The organism is Endobacterium cereale (assembly GCF_009617585.1).
GTDB lineage: Bacteria > Pseudomonadota > Alphaproteobacteria > Rhizobiales > Rhizobiaceae > Neorhizobium > Neorhizobium cereale.
Genome location: NZ_WIXI01000047.1, coordinates 290,554 through 303,231, shown reverse-complemented (window position 1 = coordinate 303,231; position 12,678 = coordinate 290,554). Strand labels below are relative to the sequence as shown.

The window sequence follows — 12,678 nt, the reverse complement described above, 5'->3', positions numbered from 1 at the left end:
TAAGGTTTTACGCGCGCATCTCGACCGGCTCGGACGCCATTGATGCCGTTGTGCGGATACGCACCTTGTCGATGTTGCGACCGTCGAGCGCCACGACCTCGTAGGTGAGGTCGCCGAAGGACACCGTTTCGCCCTGCTGGGGCATGTGGCCGAGGCGCCAGAGCATCAGGCCGGCCAGCGTCGAATAACGGTCGGCATCGTCGACGAGGTCGATGTCCAGCAGTTTCGAGACGTGGCGGATATCGATCCAGCCATCGACCAGAAGCGAGCCGTCTTCGCCGCGCTCTACAGTCAACTGCTCTTCGTCGTCATCGGCGAAATCGCCGGCGATGGCTTCCAGCAGGTCAGTTGCGGTGACCATGCCTTCGACAGAGCCATATTCATCGAGCACGATTGCCACCTGCAGCGGCGACTGACGCAGCTGTTCGAGCAGGCGCAGCGCATTGACGCTTTCATGCACGACCAGCGGCTGGCGCAGCGAGCGGTCGAAATCGACTTTTCCCGTCTCGATGAAGTCGCGCAAAAGATCCTTGGCAAGAGCGACGCCCAAAAACTCGTCAAGGCTGCCGCGGGCGATCGGGAAACGGGAATGCCCCGATTCCAGCACCTTGCGGCGAAGTTCCTCATCGCTGTCCTCAATATCCAGCCAGTCGATCTCGAGACGATGTGTCATCACCGATTTTGCCGGGCGATCGGCCAGCGTCAGCACACTTTCGATCATTTCGTGTTCGACCGGCGTAAACAATTCGCCTTCCGAAGCACGCTCGGCAATCACATCATTGGTCTCGCCCAGCGAAGCTTCACTGCGGCGGCTGCCGAGCAGCGAAAGCACGGCATTGGCGGTACGTTCACGCAGGTCGCCGGTAGTCAGCACCCGCTCGCGGTTGCGACGCGCAATCTGGTTGAACGCCTCGATGAGGACGGAAAAACCGATGGCAGCATAAAGATATGCCTTCGGGATGTGGAAGCCGAGACCTTCGACAATCAGCGAGAAACCGATCATCATCAGGAAACCGAGGCAGAGGATGACCACGGTCGGGTGTTTCGACACGAAGGCCATCAGCGGCCTCGAGCACAAAAGCATGACGCCTACGGCGACGATGACGGCGATCATCATGACGGACAGATGCTGGACCATGCCGACGGCGGTGATAACGCTATCGAGCGAGAACACGGCGTCGAGCACGACGATCTGCACCAGAACCTGCCAGAAAACGGCATGTTCGATCTTGCCTTCCTTGTTGCCGGAATGGCCTTCGAGGCGTTCGTGCAGTTCCATCGTGCCCTTGAACAGAAGGAATACACCGCCGAACAGGAGGATGAGGTCGCGGCCGGAAATCTCGATGCCGAGAACGGTAAACAGCGGCGCCGTCAGCGTGACGATCCAGGCGACGGAAGCGAGCAGGGCAAGGCGCATGACCAGCGCCAGGCTGAGGCCGATCAGGCGTGCCTTTTCGCGCTGATGCTCCGGCAGTTTGTCTGCCAGGATCGCGATGAAGACAAGGTTGTCGATGCCGAGAACGATTTCGAGCACGATCAGGGTGGCGAGTCCGGCCCATGCGGCCGGATCGGACATCCATTCAAATATCATGATGATATGAGGCCTGCCCCTGCGGGTGGCCGTTCCTTCTGTGGTTGAAAGGGAAAACAAAAAACGCCGCCCAAGGACCGGGACGGCGAAAAACGATCAGCGATTGCGATGATGGCGTGACGAAGCGACCCCGGCTTTTGGCGGGGCGCGGTGATCTCTCGACCGTGAAGTGGGAACGTCCGGTTCGGAACCATATCAACCCTGTTGAGACAGCGAACCGGACACACGCAATCGGGTGTCCATGGGTGAGGAATATACCGATCCGATCAGGAATTGCATCCCTTCGGGGCAAAATTTTCCGTGAGAACCATTTTTCGGGTATTTTTCCCGCCGCCGGAGATGTCCGGCGGCGAGAGGTTTTCAGTCCGTGTCAGGCAGCCATGCCGCCATCGATCGTGTGCAGCGCGCCGGTCATGAACCCGCCTTCCGGGCCGGCCAGATAGGCGGCCAGACCAGCAATTTCCTCCGGCCGGCCGTGACGCTTCAGCGCCATGAAGCCGTGCATCGTGTCCTTCATCGGACCATCGGCCGGGTTCATGTCGGTATCGATCGGGCCGGGCTGGATAACGTTGACGGTGATGTTGCGCGGTCCAAAATCACGGGCGAGGCCGCGTGCCATGCCTTGAACTGCGGATTTGGTCAGCGCGTAAGCCGCACCGCCGGCAAAGGGCATGCGATCACCGTTGACAGAGCCGATGATGATGATGCGCCCGCCGTCATTCATCTGCCGGGCGGCCTCCACCGCGGCGTGATAGGGCGCGCGCACATTGATGTCGATCATCCGGTCGACTGCGTCCGGATTCGTCTCCAGCGGGTCGCCCATGACCAGAGTGCCGGCATTGACCACCAGTACGTCGAGCGCGCCTGCAGCCTTGACGGTCGCGATCGTGTCGTTGCGGTTGCCCGCATCCGATTTCACGGCCTTCGCCCCGATTTCGGACGCAAGCGTGTCGGCTGCCTCCTTCGATCCGGCATAGGTGAATGTCACATCGGCGCCGTCACCGGCAAAGCGCCGCACGATCGCCGCGCCGATACCACGGCTGCCGCCGATCACCAGAACTGCCTTACCTTTAAAATCAGTCATTGCACTGCTCCGTGTTCAGGGTTGAGAATTAATGTAATGATGACTACATAATTTGCAGGTATGACTTCGTCAATGGATTTTGTAATGCGCACTACAAAAATATTAAAAGCGCGTGGAAGGCCGCGTGCATTCGACATGGAGGACGCGCTGGCCAAGGCGCAGGCGCTGTTTCGCGCGCGGGGATATGATGCGCTCAGCGTTGCCGACCTGACAGAAGCGATCGGCATCAATCCGCCGAGCTTCTATTCCGCCTTCGGCAGCAAGTCGGCGCTTTATGGTCAGGTTTTGCAGCGCTATGCAGAACTGGAAGGCATTGATCTCGAAGGGCCGTTTGCAGCGGGCGTTTCGCTTGCCGAAGGCGTGCGGCGTTTGCTGCGGCAGGCTGCGACCAATTATGGTGCCGGCAATGGCACCGGATGCATGGTCATCGAAGGCGCGCGCGGCGGTGTAGACGCCGAGGCCTGCCGGCAGGCACGGCGTCTGCTGGATCAAACGCATGACATGGTGCATGCGGGTGTGAGCCGCCACGCACCGGAACAGGCCGAGATGGTAACGGATTATGTGATGGCGACCCTGTCCGGCCTGTCGGCAAGCGCACGTAACGGTCTTTCCGGCGAACGCCTGTTGCGCATTGCCGATATTGCGTCGGGGCAGCTCGCCCAAGAACTTGCCGATGAAATCGAGGAGAAACAGCCATGACCGCATCCGCAAAATTCACGACCTTCGATCTGTCTGCCGTCGAACCCGAGGAGGTTGCTCCGGCAGCCGATCGTCTGATCGCCGGCAATCCCGTGTTCAGAACATGGAACATAGAGGAAGCTGATGGCGGGCTTTATGCGGGTGTATGGGAAGCGACGCCGGGCAAATGGCGGATCCTCTACGACGAGTGGGAATATTTCCACATTCTCGCCGGCCATTCGATTGTCACGGAAGAGGGCGGCGAACCCGTCCATCTGCGTGCCGGCGACAGCATGGTGCTAAGATCTGGCTTCAAGGGAACGTGGGAAGTGGTTGAAACGACTCGCAAGGATTATGTGATCAGGGTTTAGCGCGCATACCGTTCTTCCATGGGGAAAGCGTGTGACGCGGGTGTCGATTCCCGTCAGGGCAGGTTACACCGGCCTGACGAAAAACAACATGGATCCCGTCATGCGTCTGCTGAGAATGCTCCTGATCATCGTCATCGCTTTTGCCGGTTTCTTCGGTTTCCGCTGGCACACATATGTCAGCAATGCCGACAGCCCGTATGATGAAGTCGGTATTGCGCTCAACAGCCGGATGCCGCAGCCGATCCGTAAATGGGGCTGCGACAAGCTCCATGCCACGTTCGGCAACGTCTTGCCGCCTTATGGCTGCCAGGCACAAGGCGGAGACGGCCGCAGCTGGATGTAATTTGTTCGCGGCGATGTCGGGGAGTGTGCGTCACTCCCCGACGGCCACGCCTTCTCGGCGCGGATCGGCGCTGCCCACCAGTCCGCTGCCGGTGATCTCGATGGCATGCAGGCCGGAATTCATCTCGCCTGCCTTCACCTCGTAACCCAGCGCCTTCAGCGGTTCGGCGAATTTTTCCGCCGTCGTGCCGGCTTCGATGTCGTAGGTGCCAAAGCGGTTGATCAGGTGCGGCTGTGCCACGATCTGTTCCACCGGCATGCCCCAGTCGATATAGGCGACCAGTGCCTGCGCCACATAACCGATGATCTGGCTACCACCCGGCGAACCGATGGCGAGCAGCGGCTTGCCATCCTTCATCACGATAGTCGGTGCCATGGACGAGCGCGGGCGTTTGCCGGGCTCGACGCGGTTGGCGACGGGAAGACCGTTGTCATGTGTCTTGAAGGAAAAGTCGGTCAACTCGTTGTTGAGCAGAAATCCGTTGGTCATCAGTCGCGCGCCAAAGCCGTTTTCGATCGTCGTTGTCATCGAGAGGACGTTCCCCCCTTTATCGACGATGACGAAATGGCTGGTGGATGGCATTTCCAATGCCGCATCACGGCCGAACAGCAGCGCATGATCCCATTCCGGTTCGCCAGCCTTTACCGCGTCCTTTGCCAGCGCCTTGTCGCCATCGAGCAGTTTTGCGCGTTCGCCAAGATAGGTCTTTTCCATCAGCCCCTTGATCGGCAGCGGCACGAAATCCGTGTCGGCGACATACCGTTCGCGATCGGCAAAGGCGAGGCGCTGTGCATCACCGAGAATGCGCCAGCTCTGAACGTTGTCCGGCCCAAAGCCTTTCAGGTCGAAATTCTCCATCATGCCCAGCATCTGGCCGATCGCCACGCCGCCGGAGGAGGGCGGTCCCATGCCGCAGACGTCCAGCGCGCGGTAGGTGAGGCAGGCAGGCTCGCGTTCCTTGATGCCATAGTTCTCGAAGTCGGCAAGCGACAGAACGCCCGGATTATCCGCGGCCTCGCGCACCGTCTTGACGATGGCTTCGGCGATCGGCCCCTTGTAGAAGGCGTCCGCGCCGCCTTTGGCGATGGCGGAGAGCGTTTCGGCATAGGCCGGGTTTTTGAGAACCGTGCCAGCCTTCAGCGGTGCGCCGGATCGGTCGAAAAAGTAATCGCGAGGTCCCTCGTACTTCTTCAGCTTGTCGCCTTCGGTCGCGATCAGCGAGGCCAGTCGGGGCGATACTTCAAAGCCGTTGGTCGCCAGTTTTTCGGCTGAGGCAAACAGTCCTGCCCATTCGGCCTTGCCGTAACGCTTGTGAACGTCTTCCAGCAGCCGCACCGTTCCCGGCGTGCCGACGGAACGGCCACCCACCACGGCATCCATAAATTTCAGCGGCTGACCCTGCTCATCGAGAAACAGTTTTGGCGTCGCCTGCATCGGCGCTTTTTCGCGACCGTCAAAGGTCGTCAGCTTTTTCGAGGCAGCATCGTAATAGACGAGAAACGCGCCGCCGCCGAGGCCGGAACTCTGCGGCTCGACCAATCCAAGCACGGTCTGCACCGCCACCATCGCGTCGATAGCATTGCCACCCTTGGCGATCACATTGCGCCCGGCTTCCGCCGCCAGCGGATTGGCCGCCGCCACCATGAAGTTTTTCGCCTCGACACGTTTGGCCGTGGTCGTCCCGGTCGCCCGTTCGGGAGCGGTCGTATCGGATGCCTGTTGCGCTAGCGCTCCAGTTGCAGCGCTGGTTGCCATCAAGGTGGCAACAATGAATCTGTTGAAAATCCGCATGGCGTCCCTCCATCTCTCAAATGGATTTGGGTCTTGGGGAAGCGAGGGCAAGGGGTGATGTTCGCCGAGATTGCATGCGGCCGTTCCGCGGTCGCATTGAGGCGATCCTCGCGCTAAAGAGCATGATGCCGGAAACTTAAGCTATACCTTGTCCGATAGCCGGTTCATCTTTGCTTTACCATATTGTTCGGAAAACCTGTGCAGGCTCCAGCGCGCAGCCATTCATGCCTTTCCACATGTAGGAAAATGTTTAGCACCGGCCTCTAACAACGGTTTCAGGTTAAGGATATCGGGGTCTCCGTCTTGAAGTGACAGGCGTTGACACTCTATGTAGGGATTAACCATTCCAATGATTCCGGGGCGCATGCTGCCTACGGCAAGGCATTTGACAAAGGACGGACATGAGAAATCCAGTTGATACCGCAATGGCCCTGGTGCCTATGGTCGTCGAGCAGACCAACCGCGGTGAGCGCTCCTACGACATCTTTTCGCGCCTCCTGAAGGAACGCATCATCTTCGTCACCGGTCCGGTGGAAGATCAGATGGCGTCGCTCGTCTGCGCCCAGCTGCTTTTCCTCGAGGCTGAAAACCCGAAGAAGGAAATCGCGCTCTACATCAATTCGCCGGGTGGTGTCGTCACTGCCGGCATGTCGATCTACGACACGATGCAGTTCATCAAGCCGGCCGTTTCGACGCTGTGCATCGGTCAGGCCGCGTCGATGGGCTCGCTGCTGCTCTGCGCCGGCGAAAAGGGCATGCGCTTCGCCATGCCGAACTCCCGCATCATGGTTCACCAGCCGTCGGGCGGTTTCCAGGGGCAGGCATCCGATATCGAGCGTCATGCTCGTGACATATTGAAGATGAAGAAGCGCCTCAACGAGGTCTACGTGAAGCACACCGGCCGCACCTACGAGGAAGTTGAAAAGACCCTCGACCGTGACCACTTCATGGATGCCGAAGAGGCGCAGGCATGGGGCGTGGTCGACAAGATCCTGACCTCGCGTCAGGATATCGAAGGCACTCCGGCCGCTTAAACGGCCAAATTCCTGACCAGGGCTCACCCCGTTGTGACCGAAAAGGGGTTTAATCTGGTCAGGAACAAACTAATAGTCCATATTAAGGCTGTGTTGAATTCTTATGACATAGCATTCGGTCTGGAAGGGGTTTCGTTGCCACCGGTCCAGGACTGTCGTCCGGCTCGGTAGAGTACCCCTTGAAGGTTCAAGCGGGCTTGGCCTCTGTGAAAAGAGGCCAGCCGGCCGGCGATGTAAGTGTCTGCCCGCGTGTTGAAACGGTTCGGGCGGCGGTGCTGGAAGGAAAGTGATATGAGCAAGGTCAGCGGCGGCAACGGCAGCGACTCCAAGAATACCCTGTACTGCTCCTTCTGCGGAAAGAGCCAGCACGAGGTCCGCAAGCTTATTGCAGGACCGACCGTATTCATCTGCGATGAATGCGTCGAACTGTGCATGGACATCATTCGCGAAGAGAACAAGAGCTCGCTGAACAAGTCCCGTGAAGGCGTTCCCACGCCCCAGGACATCATCGAGGTTCTCGACGAATACGTCATCGGCCAGAAACAGGCGAAGAAGATTCTCTCTGTGGCGGTGCATAACCATTACAAGCGTCTCGCGCATGCCTCGAAGAACAACGAGATCGAGCTGGCGAAGTCGAACATCATGCTCGTCGGCCCAACAGGCTGCGGCAAGACCTATCTTGCCCAGACGCTCGCCCGCATCATCGATGTTCCCTTCACCATGGCAGACGCCACGACGCTGACCGAAGCCGGTTACGTCGGTGAAGACGTTGAAAACATCATCCTGAAGCTGCTTCAGTCGGCCGACTACAACGTCGAGCGCGCCCAGCGCGGCATCGTCTATATCGACGAAGTCGACAAGATCTCGCGCAAGTCCGACAACCCGTCGATCACGCGCGACGTATCGGGTGAAGGCGTGCAGCAGGCTCTGCTGAAGATCATGGAAGGCACGGTTGCCTCGGTTCCGCCGCAGGGTGGCCGCAAGCATCCGCAGCAGGAATTCCTGCAGGTCGATACGACGAACATCCTGTTCATCTGCGGCGGTGCTTTTGCCGGTCTCGACAAGATCATTTCGGCCCGTGGCGAAAAGACCTCGATCGGTTTCGGCGCCAGCGTTCAGGCACCGGACGACCGTCGCGTCGGCGAAGTACTGCGCGAGCTGGAGCCGGAAGATCTGGTCAAGTTTGGCCTCATCCCGGAATTCATCGGTCGTCTGCCAGTTCTGGCAACGCTCGAGGATCTCGATGAAGACGCGCTGATCCAGATCCTGTCGGAGCCGAAGAACGCTCTGGTCAAGCAGTACCAGCGCCTGTTCGAGATGGAAGATGTCGAACTGACCTTCCACGAGGACGCTCTTCGCGAAATCGCCAAGCGCGCGATCATCCGCAAGACCGGTGCCCGCGGCCTTCGTTCGATCATGGAAAAGATCCTGCTCGACACGATGTTCGAACTGCCGACCCTTGAAGGCGTTCGTGAAGTCGTGATTTCGGATGATGTGGTGAAGGGCAGTGCCCGTCCGCTTTACATCTACGCTGATCGTCAGGACGAGAAGGCCAACGTTTCCGCCTGATGGCGTGACGACAAATACGGCGGAGAGGCCATGCCTCTCCGCCGAACCGTTTCTAGGCCCGCGCGTTTTGTCTGGAGTTTGCGCTGCGGTCGATCGTTCTTCTGTCCATGTTCAGGATAGGGGAGGCGACAGGAAACGAGACCGCCGACAGGTTCTCCCTCAGTCGCGGTCGAACGAATGGACGCACCGCCATCCGGCCCCGCCTGCGAACTGTTCGAAAAACTGACCAGACCCTTTCCAGTCTGACGTAAGCATCGCATGCAACAGTTCTAATACTGTCGCAGTTTTGTCATGCCCGGGCTGGATGGCTTGAAAAAAGCCTAGTAGGTTACCACTTTGGGCAAGACCAAAATGCCTGGTGGTTTGCTTGCAGGCATGTTCCCGGAAACGGGACGAGAAAGGAAATGACATGACGAATACGACGTCTGACGCACAGAGCCCTGCGACCTATCCGGTCCTGCCGCTGCGCGATATCGTGGTCTTCCCGCATATGATCGTTCCCCTGTTCGTCGGACGTGAGAAATCCATCCGCGCGCTTGAGGAAGTCATGGGCTCCGACAAGCAGATCATGCTTGCCACCCAGATCAATGCCGGTGATGACGATCCGGAATCCTCGGCGATCTACAAGATTGGCACCGTGGCCAATGTTCTGCAGCTGTTGAAGCTGCCCGACGGCACCGTCAAGGTTCTGGTCGAAGGCCGCGCCCGCGCCAAGATCAGCGAATATACGGATCGCGAAGAATTCTACGAAGCCCATGCCGAAACGCTGGACGAACCGCAGGATGACCCGGTCGAGGTCGAAGCGCTGTCGCGCTCCGTGGTTTCCGAGTTCGAAAACTACGTCAAGCTGAACAAGAAGATTTCTCCGGAAGTGGTTGGCGCTGCCAGCCAGATCGAGGATTATTCCAAGCTTGCCGACACGGTTGCCTCGCACCTTTCCATCAAGATCACCGAAAAGCAGGAAATGCTGGAAACGGTGAGCATCAAGACGCGCCTTGAAAAGGCTCTTGGTTTCATGGAAGGCGAGATCTCGGTTCTGCAGGTCGAGAAAAGAATCCGCTCGCGTGTAAAACGCCAGATGGAGAAGACCCAGCGCGAGTACTACCTCAACGAACAGATGAAGGCGATCCAGAAGGAACTCGGCGACGGCGAAGATGGCCGCGACGAGATGGCCGAACTGGAAGAGCGCATCGCCAAGACCAAGCTTTCCAAGGAAGCCAAGGAAAAGGCCGATGGCGAGCTGAAAAAGCTGCGGCAGATGAGCCCGATGTCGGCGGAAGCCACCGTCGTGCGCAACTATCTCGATTGGCTGCTGACCATTCCGTGGAGCAAGAAGTCGAAGATCAAGACCGACCTCAACGCGGCTGAAAAGATCCTCGAACTGGATCATTTTGGTCTCGAAAAGGTCAAGGAACGTATCGTCGAGTATCTTGCTGTTCAGGCGCGTGCCACCAAGATCAAGGGACCGATCCTGTGCCTCGTCGGCCCTCCGGGCGTCGGCAAAACGTCGCTCGCCCAGTCGATCGCCAAGGCGACCGGCCGCGAATATGTGCGCATGGCGCTCGGCGGCGTCCGTGACGAAGCCGAAATCCGCGGTCACCGCCGCACCTATATCGGTTCGATGCCCGGCAAGGTCATCCAGTCGATGAAGAAGGCGAAAAAATCCAACCCGCTCTTCCTGCTCGATGAAATCGACAAGATGGGTTCGGATTTCCGTGGTGATCCGTCTTCGGCTTTGCTCGAAGTGCTCGATCCGGCCCAGAACTCGACCTTCATGGACCACTACCTGGAAGTCGAATACGATCTGTCCGACGTGATGTTCATCACCACGGCAAACACGCTCAACATTCCGGGTCCGCTGATGGACCGCATGGAGATCATCCGCATCGCCGGTTACACGGAAGATGAAAAGCGCGAGATCGCCAAGCGTCACCTTTTGCCGAAGGCGATCAAGGAACACGCCCTGCAGCCGAACGAATTCTCGGTTTCGGACGATGCCCTGATGGCCATCAGCCAGCAGTACACCCGCGAAGCCGGCGTTCGTTCCTTCGAGCGCGAACTGATGAAGCTCGCCCGCAAGGCCGTGACCGAGATCATCAAGGGCAAGACCAAGTCGGTTGCCGTGACGTCTGAAAACATTTCGGACTATCTCGGCGTGCCGCGCTATCGCCACGGCGAAGCCGAAGGTGAGGATCAGGTCGGTGTCGTCACCGGTCTCGCCTGGACGGAAGTCGGTGGCGAACTGCTGACGATCGAAGGCGTGATGATGCCGGGCAAGGGTCGCATGACCGTGACGGGCAACCTCAAGGACGTCATGAAGGAATCGATTTCGGCAGCGGCATCCTATGTCCGTTCGCGCGCCGTCGATTTCGGCATCGAGCCGCCGCGTTTCGACAAGTCGGACATTCACGTCCACGTGCCGGAAGGTGCCACCCCGAAGGACGGCCCGTCGGCCGGCGTCGGCATGGCAACGGCGATCGTGTCGATCATGACCGGTATTCCGGTGTCCAAGGATGTCGCCATGACGGGTGAAATCACCCTGCGTGGTCGCGTGCTTCCGATCGGCGGCCTGAAGGAAAAGCTGCTTGCAGCGCTTCGCGGCGGCATCAAGAAGGTGCTGATCCCGGAAGAAAACGCCAAGGATCTGGCGGATATTCCGGACAACGTGAAGAACGGCATGGAAATCATCCCGGTTTCGCGCATGGGCGAAGTGATCAAGCACGCGCTGGTTCGCCAGCCCGAGCCGATCGAGTGGGACGGTTCCATCGAGACGCCGGTGATCGCCACCGTCGAAGGTTCGGAAGAATCGGGCACCACCATCGCCCACTAAACGTTTGTTCCGAAGGTCGTTCGCGGCCTTCGGGATATTCGGCGGCAGAATCACTCATGCCGCCGAAACGCCTTATTTTCCGGGCTTTCTTGCCGCATTAGGTATTTATTCCCGGTTTTGGACGGCGAGTTACATTTTTTGACGAAAAGGCCGGCTTTTTGCCGGCCTTTTTTGTGAAAAAAGACTGCTCCCCCCTTGTTTTTCAGGCGTTTCCAGAGCTTTTGGGTGCGCAGGGGACGCTCAAAATCATTGTCGCCCCGGAGCTGAACTTGATACGTTTCAAACCATTGAAAGGGGTGGAAACATGAACAAGACCGAATTGGTTGCTGCCGTTGCCGAAAAGGCTGGCCTGTCGAAAACCGACGCCGCATCCGCTGTCGACGCTGTTTTTGACACCGTCCAGGCTGAACTGCAGAAGGGTGGCGACATCCGTCTCGCTGGTTTCGGCAGCTTCTCCGTTTCGCACCGCGAAGCCTCCAAGGGCCGCAACCCGTCGACGGGTGCGGAAGTTGACATTCCGGCACGCAACGTGCCGAAGTTCTCGGCCGGCAAGGGCCTGAAGGACGCCGTCAACAACAAGTAAGTTGAACTTGGCGGGTTATCCGCCTTGGTCTCGAAACCCCGGATTGTATCCGGGGTTTTTTGTTTTTGGTGCCGGTCGAATTCAACAGCGAATTGTCATGTGGCTGTCATGGCGTGTCCCTAGGTGAAACGCCTCATCGCATCAAAGGGAACTCCATGAAAACGCTTCTGACTGCCGCCGCCGCTCTGTTCGTCACCGCCGGCGTCGCCGCTGCCGAATACGTCTCCTATCTCGACTTTCCGCAGAAGACGGATGACGGCAAGGAATTCAACGTTGCCATCGAGATCCCGCAGGGCAGCTTCACCAAGTATGAAATCGACGCCAAGACCGGCCATGTCATCGTTGATCGCTACCAGTCGATGCCGGTCATCTATCCGGGCAATTACGGCTCGATCACCAGCTCGCTCGGCGGCGACAACGATCCGCTCGACGCAATAGTCTACACCCGCGAGCCGATCGTTCCAGGCGCCATCATCAAGGTTCGCCCGATCGGTGTCCTGAAGATGATCGATGGCGGCGAAGTCGACGACAAGATCGTTGCCGTACCGACCAGCAAGATCGACCCCACCTACGACAACATCAAGGAAATTACCGACCTGCCGAAGATTGAGCAGGAACGTCTTGAGGCTTTTTTCCGCGTCTACAAGCAGCTGCCGGCCGGCCGCAAGGCTGTCGAGCTGAACGGTTTCGACAATGCTGCCCATGCCGAAGGTGAAGTTTCGGAAGCCATCAAGGCCTATAACGCCAAGAAGAAGTGATTTCGGTCGCTCTTGCCGGCTGATGATGTGGAAGGCCGGGCTTTTC

The 12,678-nt window shown here is 58.6% G+C and carries 11 protein-coding genes; 8 read left to right on the top strand and 3 right to left on the bottom strand.

Features of this window, described 5'->3' with window-relative positions:
• Positions 1-7: 7 nt before the first annotated feature.
• Both GAO09_RS20215 and bdcA read right to left on the bottom strand, forming a co-directional pair.
• Positions 8-1,591: a TerC family protein gene (locus GAO09_RS20215; RefSeq protein WP_153356579.1), complete on the bottom strand. Its 1,584-nt coding sequence runs from the start codon at positions 1,589-1,591 to the stop codon at positions 8-10.
• Positions 1,592-1,961: 370 nt separating this feature from the next.
• On the bottom strand, positions 1,962-2,675 hold the full coding sequence (gene bdcA, locus GAO09_RS20210; protein WP_153356577.1) for an SDR family oxidoreductase: 714 nt from the start codon (positions 2,673-2,675) through the stop codon (positions 1,962-1,964).
• An 84-nt stretch (positions 2,676-2,759) separates the two neighbouring features.
• Between bdcA and GAO09_RS20205 the strand changes: the two genes are divergently transcribed.
• The 3 genes from GAO09_RS20205 to GAO09_RS20195 all read left to right on the top strand — a co-directional run bounded on the left by GAO09_RS20205 (position 2,760) and on the right by GAO09_RS20195 (position 4,067).
• Positions 2,760-3,374, top strand: a complete 615-nt coding sequence (locus GAO09_RS20205) for a TetR/AcrR family transcriptional regulator (RefSeq protein WP_153356575.1) — start codon at positions 2,760-2,762, stop codon at positions 3,372-3,374.
• Entirely contained in the window at positions 3,371-3,724 is a 354-nt protein-coding gene (locus GAO09_RS20200; RefSeq protein WP_153356573.1) for a cupin domain-containing protein, read from the top strand. The genes GAO09_RS20205 and GAO09_RS20200 overlap by 4 nt, the downstream gene beginning before the upstream one ends.
• 88 nt (positions 3,725-3,812) lie before the next feature.
• A complete protein-coding gene (locus GAO09_RS20195; protein WP_153356739.1) occupies positions 3,813-4,067 on the top strand; it encodes a hypothetical protein in 255 nt (84 codons plus the stop codon).
• A 30-nt stretch (positions 4,068-4,097) separates the two neighbouring features.
• Here GAO09_RS20195 and ggt read toward each other — a convergent pair whose 3' ends face one another.
• Positions 4,098-5,822: a gamma-glutamyltransferase gene (gene ggt, locus GAO09_RS20190; RefSeq protein WP_410768629.1), complete on the bottom strand. Its 1,725-nt coding sequence runs from the start codon at positions 5,820-5,822 to the stop codon at positions 4,098-4,100.
• Positions 5,823-6,259: 437 nt separating this feature from the next.
• On the opposite strand from ggt, the gene clpP reads away from it, so the two are divergent.
• The 5 genes from clpP (at position 6,260) to GAO09_RS20165 (ending at position 12,632) form a co-directional block, all read left to right on the top strand.
• Positions 6,260-6,892, top strand: coding sequence for an ATP-dependent Clp endopeptidase proteolytic subunit ClpP (gene clpP, locus GAO09_RS20185; protein ID WP_153356568.1), 633 nt, complete (start codon positions 6,260-6,262; stop codon positions 6,890-6,892).
• A gap of 291 nt (positions 6,893-7,183) precedes the next feature.
• Positions 7,184-8,461, top strand: coding sequence for an ATP-dependent Clp protease ATP-binding subunit ClpX (gene clpX / locus GAO09_RS20180; RefSeq protein ID WP_153356566.1), 1,278 nt, complete (start codon positions 7,184-7,186; stop codon positions 8,459-8,461).
• 409 nt (positions 8,462-8,870) lie between these two features.
• A complete protein-coding gene (gene lon / locus GAO09_RS20175) occupies positions 8,871-11,291 on the top strand; it encodes an endopeptidase La (protein WP_153356564.1) in 2,421 nt (806 codons plus the stop codon).
• Between the two features lie 304 nt (positions 11,292-11,595).
• The gene (hupB, locus tag GAO09_RS20170) at positions 11,596-11,874 is read left to right on the top strand and encodes a DNA-binding protein HupB (RefSeq protein ID WP_132273196.1); all 279 of its coding nucleotides are present in this window, start codon (positions 11,596-11,598) and stop codon (positions 11,872-11,874) included.
• Positions 11,875-12,029: 155 nt separating this feature from the next.
• Positions 12,030-12,632: an inorganic diphosphatase gene (locus GAO09_RS20165; protein WP_153356561.1), complete on the top strand. Its 603-nt coding sequence runs from the start codon at positions 12,030-12,032 to the stop codon at positions 12,630-12,632.
• The last annotated feature ends 46 nt before the right edge of the window (positions 12,633-12,678 follow it).

Excerpts from the sequence above, each read along its gene's own strand:
- clpP (WP_153356568.1), top strand. The coding sequence starts at position 6,260 with ATGAGAAATCCAGTTGATACCGCAATGGCCCTGGTGCCTATGGTCGTC.
- bdcA (WP_153356577.1), bottom strand. The coding sequence starts at position 2,675 with ATGACTGATTTTAAAGGTAAGGCAGTTCTGGTGATCGGCGGCAGCCGT.
- ggt (WP_410768629.1), bottom strand. The coding sequence starts at position 5,822 with ATGGCAACCAGCGCTGCAACTGGAGCGCTAGCGCAACAGGCATCCGAT.
- GAO09_RS20215 (WP_153356579.1), bottom strand. The coding sequence starts at position 1,591 with ATGATATTTGAATGGATGTCCGATCCGGCCGCATGGGCCGGACTCGCC.
- hupB (WP_132273196.1), top strand. The coding sequence starts at position 11,596 with ATGAACAAGACCGAATTGGTTGCTGCCGTTGCCGAAAAGGCTGGCCTG.
- GAO09_RS20165 (WP_153356561.1), top strand. The coding sequence starts at position 12,030 with ATGAAAACGCTTCTGACTGCCGCCGCCGCTCTGTTCGTCACCGCCGGC.
- lon (WP_153356564.1), top strand. The coding sequence starts at position 8,871 with ATGACGAATACGACGTCTGACGCACAGAGCCCTGCGACCTATCCGGTC.
- clpX (WP_153356566.1), top strand. The coding sequence starts at position 7,184 with ATGAGCAAGGTCAGCGGCGGCAACGGCAGCGACTCCAAGAATACCCTG.
- GAO09_RS20200 (WP_153356573.1), top strand. The coding sequence starts at position 3,371 with ATGACCGCATCCGCAAAATTCACGACCTTCGATCTGTCTGCCGTCGAA.
- GAO09_RS20205 (WP_153356575.1), top strand. The coding sequence starts at position 2,760 with ATGCGCACTACAAAAATATTAAAAGCGCGTGGAAGGCCGCGTGCATTC.
- GAO09_RS20195 (WP_153356739.1), top strand. The coding sequence starts at position 3,813 with ATGGATCCCGTCATGCGTCTGCTGAGAATGCTCCTGATCATCGTCATC.